The 15,948-nt window shown below is 57.4% G+C and carries 14 protein-coding genes and 1 tRNA gene; 10 read left to right on the forward strand and 5 right to left on the reverse strand.

Annotation, left to right across the window (positions count from 1 at the left end; genetic code table 11):
- The first annotated feature begins 3 nt into the window (after positions 1–3).
- Positions 4–882 (forward strand): glycosyltransferase family 2 protein, encoded by an 879-nt coding sequence (locus RWK44_RS22450; RefSeq protein ID WP_316029398.1) that lies wholly within the window; start codon positions 4–6, stop codon positions 880–882.
- Positions 879–1,886: a class I SAM-dependent methyltransferase gene (locus RWK44_RS22455; protein ID WP_131666749.1), complete on the forward strand. Its 1,008-nt coding sequence runs from the start codon at positions 879–881 to the stop codon at positions 1,884–1,886. The genes RWK44_RS22450 and RWK44_RS22455 overlap by 4 nt, the downstream gene beginning before the upstream one ends.
- Here RWK44_RS22455 and RWK44_RS22460 read toward each other — a convergent pair.
- Positions 1,883–2,551 (reverse strand): hypothetical protein, encoded by a 669-nt coding sequence (locus RWK44_RS22460; protein ID WP_260692132.1) that lies wholly within the window; start codon positions 2,549–2,551, stop codon positions 1,883–1,885. The two genes, RWK44_RS22455 and RWK44_RS22460, sit on opposite strands and share 4 nt — an antisense overlap.
- Positions 2,552–2,566: 15 nt before the next feature.
- Here RWK44_RS22460 and RWK44_RS22465 point away from each other — a divergent pair, with 15 nt between their 5' ends.
- Genes RWK44_RS22465 through RWK44_RS22475 form a run of 3 tightly spaced genes read left to right on the forward strand, consistent with a single transcriptional unit; the run spans position 2,567 to position 4,811 of the window.
- Positions 2,567–3,031: a glycosyltransferase family protein gene (locus RWK44_RS22465; protein WP_246621971.1), complete on the forward strand. Its 465-nt coding sequence runs from the start codon at positions 2,567–2,569 to the stop codon at positions 3,029–3,031.
- Positions 3,031–3,843: a class I SAM-dependent methyltransferase gene (locus RWK44_RS22470; protein WP_316029399.1), complete on the forward strand. Its 813-nt coding sequence runs from the start codon at positions 3,031–3,033 to the stop codon at positions 3,841–3,843. Before RWK44_RS22465 ends, RWK44_RS22470 begins: the two co-directional genes overlap by 1 nt.
- Positions 3,840–4,811: a hypothetical protein gene (locus RWK44_RS22475; protein WP_131666746.1), complete on the forward strand. Its 972-nt coding sequence runs from the start codon at positions 3,840–3,842 to the stop codon at positions 4,809–4,811. Before RWK44_RS22470 ends, RWK44_RS22475 begins: the two co-directional genes overlap by 4 nt.
- A 40-nt stretch (positions 4,812–4,851) precedes the next feature.
- Here RWK44_RS22475 and rfbB read toward each other — a convergent pair whose 3' ends face one another.
- Entirely contained in the window at positions 4,852–5,907 is a 1,056-nt protein-coding gene (gene rfbB / locus RWK44_RS22480) for a dTDP-glucose 4,6-dehydratase (RefSeq protein WP_131666745.1), read from the reverse strand.
- Positions 5,908–6,088: 181 nt separating this feature from the next.
- Between rfbB and gmd the strand changes: the two genes are divergently transcribed.
- Together gmd and fcl are read left to right on the forward strand one after the other, a co-directional pair.
- Positions 6,089–7,150, forward strand: coding sequence for a GDP-mannose 4,6-dehydratase (gene gmd, locus RWK44_RS22485; protein ID WP_131666744.1), 1,062 nt, complete (start codon positions 6,089–6,091; stop codon positions 7,148–7,150).
- Entirely contained in the window at positions 7,151–8,104 is a 954-nt protein-coding gene (fcl, locus tag RWK44_RS22490; protein WP_131666743.1) for a GDP-L-fucose synthase, read from the forward strand.
- Positions 8,105–8,267: 163 nt separating this feature from the next.
- Here the strand turns inward: fcl and RWK44_RS22495 are convergent, their stop codons facing one another.
- Positions 8,268–10,244, reverse strand: a complete 1,977-nt coding sequence (locus RWK44_RS22495; RefSeq protein WP_222062586.1) for an acyltransferase family protein — start codon at positions 10,242–10,244, stop codon at positions 8,268–8,270.
- Between the two features lie 498 nt (positions 10,245–10,742).
- Positions 10,743–10,816 (reverse strand) — tRNA-Gln (locus RWK44_RS22500).
- A gap of 243 nt (positions 10,817–11,059) precedes the next feature.
- Between RWK44_RS22500 and RWK44_RS22505 the strand changes: the two genes are divergently transcribed.
- The 3 genes from RWK44_RS22505 (at position 11,060) to RWK44_RS22515 (ending at position 13,910) form a co-directional block, all read left to right on the forward strand.
- A complete protein-coding gene (locus RWK44_RS22505) occupies positions 11,060–12,628 on the forward strand; it encodes a Ppx/GppA phosphatase family protein (RefSeq protein WP_316029400.1) in 1,569 nt (522 codons plus the stop codon).
- 14 nt (positions 12,629–12,642) lie between these two features.
- A complete protein-coding gene (locus RWK44_RS22510; RefSeq protein WP_131666740.1) occupies positions 12,643–13,368 on the forward strand; it encodes an RlmE family RNA methyltransferase in 726 nt (241 codons plus the stop codon).
- 158 nt (positions 13,369–13,526) lie between these two features.
- Positions 13,527–13,910, forward strand: a complete 384-nt coding sequence (locus RWK44_RS22515; protein WP_020048594.1) for a VOC family protein — start codon at positions 13,527–13,529, stop codon at positions 13,908–13,910.
- Positions 13,911–14,270: 360 nt separating this feature from the next.
- Here the strand turns inward: RWK44_RS22515 and RWK44_RS22520 are convergent, their stop codons facing one another.
- Positions 14,271–15,695 (reverse strand): DHA2 family efflux MFS transporter permease subunit, encoded by a 1,425-nt coding sequence (locus RWK44_RS22520; protein WP_131666739.1) that lies wholly within the window; start codon positions 15,693–15,695, stop codon positions 14,271–14,273.
- Positions 15,696–15,948: the final 253 nt, after the last annotated feature.

Consider the following 15,948-nt stretch of genomic DNA (forward strand, 5'->3'; position numbering starts at 1 on the left):
CGAATGCGCGTGAACGTCATTATCCCTGTCTTCAATCGTCTGGAGCACACCCGAAAGGTGTTGGAAGTCCTCAGGAGACAGACGCTCTTCTCTGCGTTGACAATCGTCGTTGTCAACGACGGTTCGACAGATGGAACGGCAGAATACTTGCAGTTGCAGAGTGATGTGGTTGAAGTCCGAAGCGACGGCAATCTTTGGTGGGGGGGTGCCATCGAGGAAGGACTGAAACACGTACTTCCGTCCTGCCAAGCGGACGACTATGTCCTATTTCTCAATAACGATACTTGGTTCGACGAGCATTATGTTGAGACCTTGGTGCAGACATCCAGGGAAAATGGCGAGGCCGCGGTCGGAAGCGTCATCCACGAAGAGGGCCGGGATCCGCCCCTTGTCAGTATCGGGGCGAAGGTCAACGTTAACCGACTTGCGGTGTGGGATCTGCTTTCGGAATTGAGCGAAACGGAAAAACGATCGCCCAAAAGCCAGTACCGCGTCGATGCGCTGAGTGGTCGGGGAACGCTCTATCCTGCACCCCTGTTCAGGAAATATGGCGGTATGCGGCCGTCCCTTCTGCCGCACTACATGGCTGATTACGAAATCGCCATGCGTTTCGCGCGCGCGGGAGTGTCCCTGGTTGTCAGCAGCAATGCAATCGTTTATTCGCCTCCGATATATGGAAATGACACATCCAGACTTTCCTGGTGGAAGCAGTTATTTGGCAGGCGTTCGCCTCACAACGTGTTTCAGCGCCTCATTTTCTATTCGCTTGTCGGCTCACCGGTGCAACGCATGACCGCACCGATCCGAATGGCATATTTCTCGTGCAGCCGCGCGTTTTCGACGTGGAGGTCATTGGCGAAACGAAAGGAAGGAACAATATGAGCGGCGGCCAGTATCAGCAGTGCATCGCATGCGGATCGAAGATGGAAACTTTTATCGAGCGCATCAGCGATGATCGATACGGTTGCCCAGGCGTCTATGCGATAGACCGATGCGTTTCCTGTGGTCACATGTCGACGACGCCGCGGTTGACGGAAGAGGATCTGCCCGCGCTCTACAGCAATTACTATCCCCGCCGAGAGATCGATTTTGGTGCGCTGGAAAGAGAGGCTGCTCTCGTCGAGAAACCTCTCGCCGGGTTCCGCCGATGGATTGCTGGTACCGACAACCAAGGACACTATCTGGCCAAGCCGGGACAGAAGGTACTGGATATCGGCTGCGGTTCGTGCCTGTCCCTTCTGGAGATGCGCAGGCTCGGCGTGGAATGCTGGGGTGTCGAGGCTGATCCGAACGTTCGTACGATCGCGGAGAAATATGCTCTACGCGTTCATATAGGCAACATCTATGACGTGCCGTTCGCCGATCAGAAATTCGACCTCATCGTGCTGAACCAGGTCATCGAACATGTGCCCGATCCGCTTGCAATGCTGGTGGCACTCAAGGATCGTCTCAATAGAGGCGGACGCGTCGTACTGGCTTTCCCGAATACCGGTTCCTTTCATCGCAAGCTCTGGAAAGAACGTTGGATAAACTGGCACATTCCATACCACCAGAACCATTTCAATCGAACGTCCTTTGCTCTACTTGCTCGAAAATCCGGTTATGACGTCGAGCGCATCAGGACGATTACGCCCAATCTTTGGTCGGTGCTTCAGCTTAGAATGTCTCGGGAGCAGCGACAGGAGGGCAAGGCGTCCAATACCTGGTCGGAAAGCGGCGACTCTCAGAAGCCGCCGAGCTTTATTCAAAAGGTCCGCAACGTCGCAGTCTCGCGGGGCGCACGCCTTGCCGGCGTGATGATGGGCTTTGGAAACCGAACTCTGGACGCCATGGGGCAGGGCGATAGTCTCCTAGTAGAACTGCGACTCTCCGCGACAAAGAACTAGGATTTAGCGTCATGCGGATCGCCGTATTCGATACCTACTATTCCCGATTTCTGACGATGCATTATCGTCGCAATCGTGATCTGAGGTCGGCCTCTTCCCAAAGGCAGACCGACGCTCTGCTTGAGGCAGCGTTCGGCACGTCCGATTTTTATTCGCGCCACCTGAAGCAACTTGGGTGCGACGTCATCGATATCGTCGGCAATTGTGTTCCGCTTCAATCGGCTTGGGCGCGAGAGAACAGCGAACCATTCAGCCCTTGGGCGATGAAGTTGCCGCATCGGTTTTTCAGGCTGCCTTATATCGGCGCGCGTCTTGCGGCCCTCCCTGGTTTGCTCGAGGTCGCGATGGCGCGGGTCCGCGCATTCAAGCCGGATGTACTCTATTGCCAGGATCTCAGCTTCTTTCCGCCTCACGCCCTGACAGAGCTGAAAAAGACTGTACCATTGATCGTGGGGCAGATCGCTTGTCCATTGCCGCCCGACGGCTTTCTGCGACCCTATGACCTCATTCTGACATCCTTCCCCCATTTCGTCCCGCGTTTTCGCGAGATGGGGATAAAATCCGAATATTTCAGGATTGGATTTGATACGCGGGTGCTCGATGTCCTTGGCGATATCGCGCGCGATGTGCCGGTGAGCTTTGTCGGCGGCATAAGCCGCCATCATGGCAAGGCGATCCCCTTGCTCGAACATCTTGCCAACACGACGCCGATACAATTTTTCGGCTACGGTGCCAGGACGCTTCCGCGCTCCTCTCCGATTCGAAAACGCCACAATGGCGAAGTCTGGGGTCCGGATATGTATCGTGCTCTGGCGCGCAGCCGGATCACCGTCAATCGGCATATCAACGTTGCCGAGAACAATGCCAACAACATGCGGCTCTACGAGGCGACCGGTGTCGGATCGCTGCTCATAACCGACAGGAAGGATAATCTCGGTGAGATCTTCGAGGTCGGCAAGGAGGTGGTTGCCTATTCCAGCCCTGAGGAAGCGGCTGAACTTGTCCGCCACTATATAGACCACCCCGACGAGGCCGACGCGATCGCAAAGGCTGGTCAGGCAAGGACGCTGAAGGACCACACCTACAAGTCGAGAATGGAAGAACTGGTGCCGATCCTTGAGCGGTATCTGGGGGGACAGGGCTGATGTCGTTTCTGCGCGCGAGTCTCAATCGCTTTCCGGGAGTGAAGAACCAGTTGAAGCGATTGCGTGAACATCTGTTGCCCGCGACATCCGTATCATCACGCTATGTCGAGATAGACGCGGCTCGTAGAGACAGTGAAAGTTCGCGGCTTGCTGCATCTTGGAAAGCGAGTGATCTACCAGCACGTCAGAGGACCCTCGTCGAGCGCCAGCTGAAGGAATATCGCAGCGGCGCTTCCATCGATGTATTCGATGTTTTTACCGCCGCGTTGCGCAGAATCGAAAACCTGCCTGCGAATGGCTCGCTGCTCGAAATCGGCTGTTCCAGCGGATATTACTCCGAAGTGCTTGAGGTGAATGGCTTGCCTTTGCGCTATCGGGGCTGTGATTATTCCGACGCTTTCATCGGTATGGCGCGCAGCATCTACCCGGGACTGTCATTCGACGTGGAGGATGCGACTCGGCTCAGCTACCAGGATGAAGCTTTCGATGTCGTGGTCTCGGGATGCTGCCTGCTGCATATTCCCGACTATGAAGCGGCAATCGCAGAGAGCGCCCGCGTTGCCAAGAAATACGTGATTTTTCACCGCACGCCTGTTGTCTATGGAGAACCGACCAAGTATTTCCGCAAGCAAGCCTATGGGGTCGAGACCATAGAGATCCATTTTTCCGAGCCGCAGCTATTGGATATGTTTCACGTTCATCGCCTGGAAGTCCAGGCGACCTTCACGCTGAACGAGAGCGCCGATCCACGTGAGAGTAGCAAGGGCACTGCAAGCCGCACTTATTTGTGCAGGAAAAAATCCCAGTCATGACGAACTACTTTTGTACCCTTTTCGACAGCGGCTATCTCATCAAGGGGATGGCCATGATGGAGAGCCTCGTCCAGTGGTGCCCCGACGCGCATGTCTTTGTGCTTTGCATGGACCAGCAGACGCAGGATATTCTGATCGCCTCCAAGAGGTCCTACATCACTTGCATTGCACTTGCTGATATCGAGACGCCGGAACTCCTCGAAGCTAAGAAATCGCGCGGCGTCGCTGAATATTGCTGGACCTTGTCCCCGTGTCTGCCGAGTTTCGTGCTGGAGCAGCATCCGGAAATCGATTTCATCACGTATCTCGACTCCGATCTGCTGTTCTATTCACCGCTTCGTCCAATTTTTGATGAGATCGGCAATAGTTCCATTGCCATTATCGAACACCGCTTTGCCCCGCGGCTGCAAAACAGGGAAGTAAACGGCCGCTTCTGTGTGGAATGGGTGAGTTTCCGACGCGATGAAGAGGGAATGCGCTGCCTTGCGCGCTGGCGCGAGCAGTGCATCGAATGGTGCTACTATCGCCTGGAAGACGGCAAAATGGGTGACCAGAAATATCTGGACGAATGGCCGGATCTCTATCCGAATTGCCATATCATCGAGCATCCGGGAGCTGGGGTTGCTCCCTGGAATTACGAAAAGCTGCATTTTACGCAGGATGCATCAGGCAAGATCGAGGTCGATGGTTCGCCTCTGATTTTTTATCACTTTCACCAGTTTCAGTTGCTGACCAATGGCATGTTCGATCGGTTGTCGACTTTCTACACCGCCGTTTGCGAAGAGCCGGTGGCTGTCTACGAGACTTACGAGCGCGCTCTGATGCGAGCCCTGAAGGTGATCAGGACGATTTCCCCAGGCTTTTCCGGCGGCCTTCGCCCCTTTTTCAAGGTCATGGCGCGCAGATGGGTGCAACGTCATGTGCCCCTGTCGGTCAAACGCTTCCTGCACAATTTCATCAGGTATTGACGTCACGCTCGCGAGGAGGAGCCTTTCCTCCTCCGACCCGTTATTGATACTGGCGCTCGATCCATTGGCGGTAGCCGCCGCTTGTGACGTTTTCGACCCATGCTTGGTTGGCGAGATACCATTCGACGGTCTTACGAATGCCTGTCTCGAAGGTCTCGCTCGGGCGCCAGTCCAGCTCCCGCTCGATCTTGGTCGCATCGATGGCGTAACGGCGATCATGACCAGGCCGATCGCGCACAAAGGAGATCTGGGCCTTGTAGCTCGCCCCTTGTGGCAGGGGCCTCAATTCATCGAGGATCTCGCAGAGCGTATTGACCACCGATAGATTGGTCAGCTCGTTTCTGCCGCCGACATTATAGGTCTCCCCAACTTTTCCATTCTCCATAACGCACCGGATCGCGCTGCAATGGTCCTTGACGAACAGCCAGTCGCGCACCTGCATCCCGTCGCCGTAGATTGGGATCTGCTTTCCCGAGAGAGCATTATGAATGACCAGGGGAATAAGCTTCTCGGGAAAATGATAGGGACCATAATTGTTCGAACAGTTCGTCGTCAGAACCGGTAACCCGTAGGTGTGATGATAGGCGCGAACCAGATGATCGCTCGCTGCCTTGCTTGCGGAATAAGGGCTGTTGGGTTCGTATTTGCGATGTTCGCTGAAAGCCGCCTCCGCCGGGGCAAGCGAACCGTAGACTTCGTCCGTCGACACGTGAAGAAAACGGAAGCTCTCTCGGAAGGCTTCATCCTGTGAGGCAAGAAATCCGCGGATAGCCTCCAACAGGCGAAAAGTGCCGACGATATTCGTCTGGATAAATTCCTCAGGCCCGTGGATCGATCGATCGACATGACTTTCGGCAGCGAAATTCAGGATCGCGCGAGGCTGATGAGAGCGGAGCAATTCTTCAATAAGATCATAGTCCGCGATGCTGCCTTTGACGAACAGATGGCGCGGGTCCTCCCAGACGGAGGCGAGGTTCTCCAGGTTGCCGGCATAGGTCAGCACATCGAGGTTGACGATCGGTTCATCATGAAGCGCAAGCCAATCGAGTACGAAATTCGCACCGATGAAACCGGCTCCCCCCGTCACCAGGATCATATTTTCCCCCTTGGAGATCTGATAATTTGGAAAACTCTAGTCTCATTGTGCCAGCCCCACGTCAACCGCAGAGATCTGCAATGGCCATTTCGCTTGCCTGGCTCGGTTACATGGGGGTTGCGCTAGTTCGGCCGTTTCCATAAACACATCCCGAAGATTGCATCGAAAGACGACGTAGAAAATGACGAAAACCGCGCTTATCACTGGGGTGACCGGTCAGGATGGTGCCTATCTGGCCGAATTGCTACTGAGCAAAGGCTATACGGTGCATGGTATCAAGCGGCGATCCTCGTCTTTTAACACCGGCCGTATCGAGCATATCTATCAGGATCCGCATGAAGCGCATCCGCGCTTCATCCTGCATTATGGAGATATGATCGACGCGACCAATCTCCTTCGGATCGTGCAGCAGACGCAGCCGGATGAAATCTACAATCTGGCCGCACAAAGCCATGTCGGCGTAAGTTTCGAGACGCCGGAATATACGGCCGACGCAGATGGAATCGGTACCCTCAGGTTGCTCGAAGCCATCCGGATCCTGCGTCTCGAGGAAAAGACTAGATTCTACCAGGCATCGACCTCGGAACTCTACGGTCTTGTGCAGGAAGTGCCGCAGAACGAGAAGACGCCCTTTTACCCGCGTTCTCCCTATGCCGCAGCCAAGCTCTATGCCTACTGGATCGTCGTGAATTATCGCGAGGCCTACGGCATGCATGCGTCGAACGGCATACTTTTCAATCACGAAAGCCCGCTTCGCGGCGAAACCTTCGTCACGCGCAAGATCACCATGGCGGTGGCTGCCATCCATCTGGGGCGGCAGGATAAGCTTTTCCTCGGCAATCTCGACGCCAAACGTGACTGGGGCCACGCGCGTGAATATGTCGAGGGCATGTGGCGCATGCTGCAGCAGGACAAGCCGGATGACTACGTCTTGGCGACCGGTGAGACGACGAGTGTCCGCCAGTTTGTGGAGTGGGCTTTTGCCGACGTGGGCATTGCTTTGGAATGGAAGGGGTCCGGCGTCGACGAAAAGGGTTATGACGCCGCGTCCGGTGCCTGCCTTGTGGAAATCGACCCGCGGTATTTCCGCCCGACGGAAGTCGACCTTTTGCTTGGCGACCCGACCAAGGCACGTCAGAAATTGGGCTGGCACCACAAGACCCCGGTTCGCGAACTCGCCGCCGAAATGGTGCGGGAGGATGTCAAGCACTGGAAGGCTCAAAACAGCCGGAGAGAGATCTGAGTGTCCGACCTGTCCAACAAGAAAATCTGGGTCGCCGGTCATCGCGGCATGGTCGGCAGCGCGCTTGTGCGCAGGCTTCACTCAGAAAACTGTACTGTCATCACGGCAACGCGACAGGAGCTTGATCTCAAACGGCAGGACGAGGTCGAGAGATTCGTCCAGACGAACAGACCGGATGCGATCATCCTCGCTGCTGCAAAGGTTGGCGGTATTCTTGCGAACGATACCTTCCCGGCCGATTTCCTCTACGATAACCTGATTATTGAGGCCAATATTTTCGAAGCCGCGCATCGTAACGGCGTCGACAGGCTTCTGTTTCTGGGCTCAAGCTGCATTTATCCTAAATTCGCGCCGCAGCCGATTTCTGAAGATGCGCTTCTGACCGGACCGCTTGAGCCGACCAACGAGTGGTATGCTGTCGCCAAGATTGCCGGAATCAAGCTGGCCGACGCCTACCGCAAGCAGCACGGACGCGATTATATTTCTGCCATGCCCACCAATCTCTATGGTCCGGGCGATAATTTCGATCTGCAATCAAGTCACGTTCTGCCGGCGCTAATTCACAAGGCGCACCTCGCAAAGGTGACGGGGGCATCCGAAATTGCCATCTGGGGAACCGGAAAGCCACGACGGGAATTCCTCCACGTTGACGATTGCGCGGATGCGCTGGTTTTCCTGTTGAAGAACTATTCGGACGCGCAGCACGTCAATGTCGGTTCGGGAGAGGACATTGAAATCATCGAGCTCGCGCGGTTGGTTTGCCGTGTTGTCGGTTACGAAGGAAAAATTGCCCACGACCTCTCCAAGCCTGACGGGACGCCGCGTAAGCTCATGAGCACCGACAAGCTGAAGAATATGGGCTGGAAGCCACGCATCTCGCTGGAGGAAGGTATCCACGCAGTGTATGATTGGTTTCTGCAGTTCGAAGGAAACGCCGCCGTGGCGCGACAATAGCTGTCGGGCATCCAGAACTCCAAAGGGCGGCGATTGGCGTGACGTGTGAGCCGTCAGCTGTAGCCGACGTGGCTGCTACCCTTGATCGAGACGATGGGGTATGCCGAAAGTCCGGACTTGAACACCAAGTTCACCGTCGTTCCCGGCGTCTGTCCGCTCAATCTCATGGAGAAGCGGAAGACGTTCGACCAGCGTTCGGCTGAGAATTTGCAGTTCGTTCGGATTGCCTGGCGTGCGGCGGTACCAGGAAATCGAGGAGACCGTCGCCCCGTAGATCGGCGGTTCTCTTTTCCAGAATGTCACCAATCAGGGTCGTCAGAAATTCTGCTGTCAGATGGTTCCAGTCTGTGATGAACGGAACACCCCTGCTGGTCGTGAGGCATTTCTCCTTGTCGTAATCGCAGTGAAGCTTGACGATATCGAGGTAGGTGAACGCTAGATTGGATGGGAAAAATGGCAGTTGCTCTAAAGGCTGGTTGGCCGGCGGATAGGTCGCTTCCCGCAGGCATATAGAGGCATCGGATTTTCTCTGAAACATGAGCCCAAGGCACGAGTGTAATTCGTCGAGCTGGAAATAATTTCCGAAAACGAAAATTCGCGCGTCATCCGAGTGGCTTTTCATCCAGGAAAGAAGCTCAAACCTGAAGGGGTTGACGGTGTACTCAAAAGGCCGAAGGCTCGTGAGGAAGATCGCTTTCGTTCGGCTGAGCAATGACTTGTCGTTGATAAATTTTTCAAAGGGAATGCAGTATTTATCGTAAATGCTGGCGCGAGAGGGGGCCCTGACAATATCGTTCTTGATCTCTACCATGCAGTTTAAGTAGCTGACTGCCACGACTTGATATCGGTCGGTGTCGATGTAATTTTTCAGCGCGATCGACCAGTTTCTGGCGTGCGAGTCCCCAATTATGAAGATAATGGGCTTCCCGGCTTGAATGTTGTTGTTCAAGCTTAGAAAAGTGCTTTCGAGCCGTGCTTCGTTCGCCTGCGCGAGAGGTGGATAAATTTGATCCAACCTGTGAGGAAAACCGGCCATAGAGATTGCTGACACAACTGCAGCCGTGATGGTTGCAACTGATGAGCTCAGGGTGATCCAGAGAGCGCGGCTTCTCCTGGTGTGGCGAAGGGGCTTTTCGATAACGACAAAGCTCACGACCGCGACCAAGACCGTCGCTGCGATGGCGAGGAGCTTATCGCCGTTGTTGAGATTCAAGCTTGTCAGCCGCAAGAAGGCGAAGACCGGGTAATGCCACAAATATAAAGAGTAGGATACCAGTCCGGTGAGCGCCGCCGGTCGAGAAGCCAACAGGCGCCCGACTGCGTCCTGATGACCGGCAAATGCGAGCACCAGACAGGTCCCGATGACTGGGATCACAGTCAACACGCCAGGATGAACCGTGTCCTTCCTGAACAAGATGAGCGAACCAACAACGAGGACAAGCCCGGCCGCCGCGAGTAACGGCCGAGGGCGAGTTCGTCCACGCCTCACCTCGTAATAGGCGAGAAGTGTCCCGGCCAACAGTTCCCAGGTCCGGGTGAGTGGCGAGTAGAACGCCTGCTGCTGATCATACCGTACCGTCACCACACACAATACAAAGCTGAGGGACGCCACGAGCAACACGCACGGCAAAAACCTTGATTTCAGGTATCGGCGTGTGATCAACAATAAGAGCGGAAACCCAATATAGAACTGCTCTTCGACGCTCAACGACCAGGTGTGAAGAAAAGGCTTGAGAAGGGTATTGGGCTCCCCGTACTGAGCCGCAGTAAAATAAAAATAGATATTCGATCCAAATAGGAGCGTCGAACCTATGGAATTCGTGTAATCCAGTAGTTCCGATGGTAATAAAAGGTAATATGCGAAAGGAATTGTCGCGAAAATGACTGTGAACAACGCAGGAAGAATTCTTCGCGCACGCCGAGCGTAGAATTTAAGGAAATCAATACGCCCGGTTGCTTCGATTTCTGTCAACAACATTTGGGAAATCAGAAAGCCACTGATCACAAAAAACACATCGACGCCGATGTATCCGCCTCGCAGCAACGTGTGGCCGGCAACCGTGAACTCGGCGTGATACAGAATAACCGCGATCACCGAGATGGCCCTTAAGCCATCGATCTCTGGTCTGTAAACCTTCAATGTTAGCGCCTGCCTTCGATATCGAGAGCGTAACGTTGTCGCGCGCAAGGTTGGCGCTTGTGGGCTGCCTAACACAGAGATCTTGGAGGAGAATAGTATGGCCTGATAAAAGATTTGCGGGCGCGGCCGATTTCAGTCTTTATTTTCAGTGCTGTTGTAAATCAGCATTCCGGAACCCTCATTTGTTCTCCCAGTCGCTGACTAATTTTGTCTATCGGCCGTTCCAGAAGCGAGAAGACGTCAGTCCGACGCCAATAGCGCCTACCATCGCTGCCCGCCACGGCGCGTCCGAAATCAACAAAAATCGAAATGGCGCGGGTAATGCGTAGATGCTGCAAGATGCTCACCCAAGACACGATGTCGGATTCGCTGACATCCTGCGCCCGTCGATCTAAGCGATCAGGGGCAGCGAAAAGGAAGCAGGCATCGGAAGGGACGGGAGGGCAGATAAAAGCAAACCCGTTTTTGCCATAAAATCAATCGCTCAGTGTGAAATATTGGCTGGGGAACCTGGATTCGAACCAAGATTAACGGAGTCAGAGTCCGTCGTTCTACCATTGAACTATTCCCCAGCATAAGCGAACCGGCGGGCGGTCGGCTGGTGTGCGGCGCTTATAACCAAAAGCCGGGGAATTGCAAATAGCTGTTTTGAAAAAAATCGGTGCTGCCGCGGAAAGGTGAAACCGCTGCAAATCCCTTGGTCCAAAAAAGAATTTGGCGATTTCGGCGGGCGCTGATATCCTTGCGGCAACGCAATAATCGAATGAGCGCCTGCTGCATATCCCAGGACTTGCGCGGCGCGGTGGAAAAATAACGTGGAAGACCCCGAAGGCGGCGCAAAGCCGCAATTTGACGGGGCGTCGGCGGCAGGGCGCAAGGACGGCAAAAAGTCCAGGCGCCGCAAGGGCAAGCGTGGCGGGCAATCCCGCAACGCGGCTCATCCCGCTTCGCATGAGCCTTCCGGCAGTGCCGGACAGCCTGCGCGCCCGATGGAAGATGCAGCCGGGAATCCGGCCCGCAAGCGCAAGCGTCGCCGTCGAGGCGGCCATGGTGCTGTGCAGGACGGTTCACCTCTCCCCCAGGCAATGGAACAGACGGCGGCGGCAGGCAATGCTGCCCGCTCTGATAGCGATTCAGCGCCTAGCCGTCGCAACCGCCGCAAACACCGCGGCAAGCGCGGTCTGCAGGGCCGGCCGCTGACACCGGCAAAACCATCAGGTGCCCCGCAACAGGAACGCCGCTCAGAAGAAACGGTGCTCAGGGTCGAACTGCGTGAAACACTGAATGGCGCAAGCGCCAACCGCAGGACCCGCCCGGAAAGCCATTCCCATTCCGGGCATCAGGGGGATCGTCAGGCCGGCGAACACGCGTGGCCGGAGGAGCTCTACGCCGCCCTCGATCTCGGCACCAACAATTGCCGTCTCCTCATTGCCCAGCCGACTCGTCCGGGTCAATTCCGCGTCGTCGACGCTTTTTCCCGCATCGTGCGCCTCGGCGAAGGCCTTGCGGCCAGCGGTCGCCTGTCGGACGAGGCGATGGAGAGGGCGATCGAGGCGCTGAGGATCTGCGCCTCCAAGCTCAGGAACCGGCAGATCCGCCGCATGCGGCTGATCGCCACCGAAGCCTGCCGCCAGGCCGTCAATGGCGAGGACTTCCTCAGCCGGGTCGTTGCCGAAACCGGCCTCGAGCTCGAGATCATCGATCGGGAGACAGAGGCGCGGCTTGCAGTCTCCGGCTGCTCCTCGCTGGTCGGTCGCGAAACGCGCTCCGTCGTGCTCTTCGATATCGGCGGCGGCTCGTCGGAGATCGCGGTCATCCGCATCGGCGACAATCGCTTCAGCCGCCTTGCCAATCACATCACCCACTGGACCTCATTGCCGGTCGGCGTCGTGACGCTGTCGGAGCGCCATGGCGGGCACGACGTCACGCCGGAGGCCTTCGAAGGCATGGTGCGTGAAGTCGAAGGCATGCTTGGAAGCTTCGATTGCCCGGAGATCGAGGTCGCCCAGACCAGCGACTTTCACCTGATCGGAACATCGGGCACGGTGACGACGCTTGCCGGCGTCCATCTCGACCTGCCGCGTTATGACCGGCGCAAGGTCGACGGCATCTGGCTGTCCGATGATGAGGTCTCCGCCATGCAGGCAAAGCTTCTCTCCTGGGATTTCGCAAGCCGTGCCGCCAATCCCTGCATCGGGGCTGACCGGGCCGATCTGGTGCTCGCCGGCTGCGCCATTCTCGAGGCGATCCGCCGCCGCTGGCCGAGCCCGCGCATGCGGGTTGCCGATCGCGGCTTGAGGGAAGGCTTGCTCACCGACATGATGGCCGACGACGGCGTGTGGCGACGCAACCGCAACCGCCGCGGCCAGCGCGTGAGATCGTGAGATAAGGAATAGGCATGACCAAGGCACCGATCGCGGGAAACCGCACCGGCCGCAAGCTCGGCCAGCGCGTCAAGAACAAGAAGATGAAGGCCTCCTCCCGCCAATGGCTGGAGCGCCACATCAACGATCCCTATGTGCAGCGCGCCCAGCTCGAAGGCTATCGCGCCCGGGCCGCCTTCAAGCTGCTGGAGATCGACGAGAAACATCATATCCTGCGTGGCGCCAGGCGCATCATCGATCTCGGCGCTGCCCCCGGCAGCTGGTCGCAGATCGCAGCCAAAGTCACCGGCTCGACAGATGAGGATATTCGTGTGGCTGCGATCGATTTCCTTGAAATGACCCAGCTGCCGGGGGTCAAGATCCTGCAGCTCGATTTCCTCGATCCCAGTGCGCCGGAAAAGCTGCTGGAGGCCGTCGGCGGCACACCCGACCTTGTGATATCGGACATGGCGGCGCCCACCACCGGCCACCACCGCACCGACCATCTGCGCACCATGCATCTCTGTGAGGTGGCGGCGCATTTCGCCGTCGAAGTGCTGGGGGAAGGCGGGCACTTCCTCACCAAGACTTTTCAGGGCGGTACCGAGCGTGAGCTGCTCGCCATGCTCAAGCAGAACTTCCGCCAGGTCGTCCATGTCAAGCCGAACTCGTCGCGCGCCGAATCGGTCGAGATGTTCCTGCTGGCCAAGGGGTTCAAGGGGCGCAAGGCCGAAGGCGAAGCAGAAGCAGAAGAAGCTTGATCTTCGGGCCGGTCCTGACAGATGATGGCGATCGACTGCATAATTCCTTAGATCGGGATCGATTTGAGGATAAGATAGGCAGCAATGGAATGCGTTGCCGCGTCCTTTGCGCGTCCGAAAGGACGCGCGGCGCTCTAACGATTTGAACCGCTGATCCCATGCTTCTTTACGTCACGCTCGGAACCAACGACCTTTATCGCGCAGGGCATTTTTACGATGCCGTGCTGTCTCCCCTCGGCTATCGCCGCCAACGCTCTTCCGAAGAGGAAATCGGCTATTCCGCCGAGGGCGATACGCGCTGCCGCTTCTGGGTGGTGACGCCGTTCAATCACCGCCGGGCGACCTCGGGCAATGGCGCCATGGTCGCGCTGGCGGCCGAAACGCGGGCCGATGTCGATGCCTTCCATGCGGCGGCGATCGCGGCAGGCGCCGTGGATGAGGGCGAGCCCGGCCTGCGCTCCTACCATGCCCATTTCTATGCCGCCTATATCCGTGATCTCGACGGCAACAAGCTCTCTGCCGTCTGCGAAAGCCCGGACTAGAGCCTTTCCGGGTTAGATTGAAGCATTCTGCCGGAGCAGGTTTTCGTCAGGGCAAAGGCGATTGGCGAAGGGCATACCCCAAGGTACGTGCGAGCCGATCGCCTTTGTCCTGGCGGAAAGATGCCCGGCCCACCGGCCGCACCGCTTCGCCGTGGCGAAGCAATAGGTGCGTCCGGCAATTCCAAGTCTTGCAGATTTGCCAGGCAAATCTGCGGGAAGGTTGGCTGAAACGGGCCGGCTGATCGACCGGCCGGCTTGGCCGTAGAACTTGGCTACGACGCGCGCCGGCCGGTCGACCATCCGACTCCGTTTGAGCCAACAGAATGCTTCAATCTAACCCGGAAAGGCTCTAGCGGCTGCCTATTTCACCGCCTGCTGTTCGGCTTCAACCGTTGCCGCCGTCATCGCCTTGGAGCGGTGGCCGGAAACGATTGCGCCGGCATTGCGGTCCATCCGAATGAAGGGAATGGTCGCAATCACTGTCAGGCCGGCAATGATGTAGAAGGCGAGGTGGAAATCGGCAACCTGCAGCGCTTCGCCGCGGAAATAGATCGAGCTTTCCAGGATCGCGGCGGCGACCGCAACGCCGAGCGCCAGGCTGACCTGCTGCATCACCGAGCTCATCGATGTCGCCTGGCTGGCTTCCGCATCTTCGATATCGGCGAAGGCAAGCGCATTGACGCCGGTGAACATGAAGGAGCGGGAGAAGCCGCCGAGCAGCAGCACGCCGATGATGACGAGATGCGGCGTTGACGGCGTGAACAGGCCGGTGACGACAGTCACCAGGGTCGTCACCATGGCGGCGCCGAGAAGCGTCGTGCGAAAGCCGGCGGCGGCAAAGACGCGTTTCGCCATGAACTTGGTGGTGATTGCCCCGATCGCGCCGGCAAAGGTGATGAGGCCGGATTGAAACGGCGTCAGCCCGAAGCCGAGCTGGAGCATCAGCGGCGTCAGGAAGGGCATGGCGCCGACGCAAATGCGAAAGAGCATGCCGCCCAAGGTGGAGGCCCGGAAGGTCGGGTTCTTGAACAGATTGAGGTTGAGGATTGGCGCCGGATGCCGCTTGGCATGGCGCACGTAAAGCACGCCGCAGATGAGGCCGATCAAGGTGGCGGTGACGCCGATGATCGGGGGCAGGGCCGGCAGACTGACCACCGACAGGCCGAAGACGACGCCCGCGGCCGAAAGCGAGGTCAGCACGAAGCCGGTGACATCGAGCCGCGGCGGCGCCGTCGCTTCCACCTCCGGCAGAAAGATCGTCGCAAGCCAGATGCCGAGGATGCCGACCGGCACGTTGATCAGGAAGATCCAGTGCCAGCTGAAATAGGTGGTGATGAAGCCGCCGAGCGGCGGGCCGGTGAGCGGGCCGACAAGCGCGGGGATGGTGAGCAGCGCCATGGCCGAGACCAGATCACTGCGCTGCGTCGTGCGCACCAGCACGAGGCGGCCGACCGGCGTCATCATCGCGCCGCCCATGCCCTGCAGGAAGCGGGCAAATACGAATTCGAGGAGGTTGGACGAAATCGCGCAGAAAATCGAGCCGATGACGAAAACCGAGATGGCAAGGCGGAAGATCTTCTTGGCGCCGAACCTGTCGGCCATCCAGCCGCTGATCGGGATGAACACCGCAAGCGCCACCATGTAGGAGGTCAGCGCCAGCTTCAGCGTGATCGGCCCGACATTGAGATCCCTCGCGATCGCCGGCAGCGCCGTCGCAATCACGGTCGAGTCCATCTGTTCCATGAAAAGAGCGACGGCAAGGATCAGCGGGACGATGCGATTCATAGGCGGGAGCCTTGAGGGGCGCGGATGGGAGGTGGGAAGGCCCGTGCTGTTTAGTCCCAGTTTCGGGTTCTGCCAATCCCCCAATCCGGGTCCCAATTCGGGTCGATGACACGTTTGCTTCACGTCTGCGTGAGATGGCTTGCCCGATAACCAAGCCTATCAAGATTGACATATGTTTGCTTCGCCCGAGAAAAACCGGGCGGATCTACGTCGGGGCAGTGCGGCGACGCCGCGTATAAAAGACGCCGCGTAT

The organism is Rhizobium sp. 25PS6 (assembly GCF_032464655.1).
Lineage (GTDB): Bacteria > Pseudomonadota > Alphaproteobacteria > Rhizobiales > Rhizobiaceae > Rhizobium > Rhizobium laguerreae.

Excerpts from the sequence above, each read along its gene's own strand:
- RWK44_RS22450 (WP_316029398.1), top strand. The coding sequence starts at position 4 with ATGCGCGTGAACGTCATTATCCCTGTCTTCAATCGTCTGGAGCACACC.
- RWK44_RS22455 (WP_131666749.1), top strand. The coding sequence starts at position 879 with ATGAGCGGCGGCCAGTATCAGCAGTGCATCGCATGCGGATCGAAGATG.
- RWK44_RS22460 (WP_260692132.1), bottom strand. The coding sequence starts at position 2,551 with ATGATGGCGGCTTATGCCGCCGACAAAGCTCACCGGCACATCGCGCGC.
- RWK44_RS22470 (WP_316029399.1), top strand. The coding sequence starts at position 3,031 with ATGTCGTTTCTGCGCGCGAGTCTCAATCGCTTTCCGGGAGTGAAGAAC.
- RWK44_RS22475 (WP_131666746.1), top strand. The coding sequence starts at position 3,840 with ATGACGAACTACTTTTGTACCCTTTTCGACAGCGGCTATCTCATCAAG.
- rfbB (WP_131666745.1), bottom strand. The coding sequence starts at position 5,907 with ATGATCCTGGTGACGGGGGGAGCCGGTTTCATCGGTGCGAATTTCGTA.
- gmd (WP_131666744.1), top strand. The coding sequence starts at position 6,089 with ATGACGAAAACCGCGCTTATCACTGGGGTGACCGGTCAGGATGGTGCC.
- RWK44_RS22510 (WP_131666740.1), top strand. The coding sequence starts at position 12,643 with ATGACCAAGGCACCGATCGCGGGAAACCGCACCGGCCGCAAGCTCGGC.
- RWK44_RS22515 (WP_020048594.1), top strand. The coding sequence starts at position 13,527 with ATGCTTCTTTACGTCACGCTCGGAACCAACGACCTTTATCGCGCAGGG.
- RWK44_RS22520 (WP_131666739.1), bottom strand. The coding sequence starts at position 15,695 with ATGAATCGCATCGTCCCGCTGATCCTTGCCGTCGCTCTTTTCATGGAA.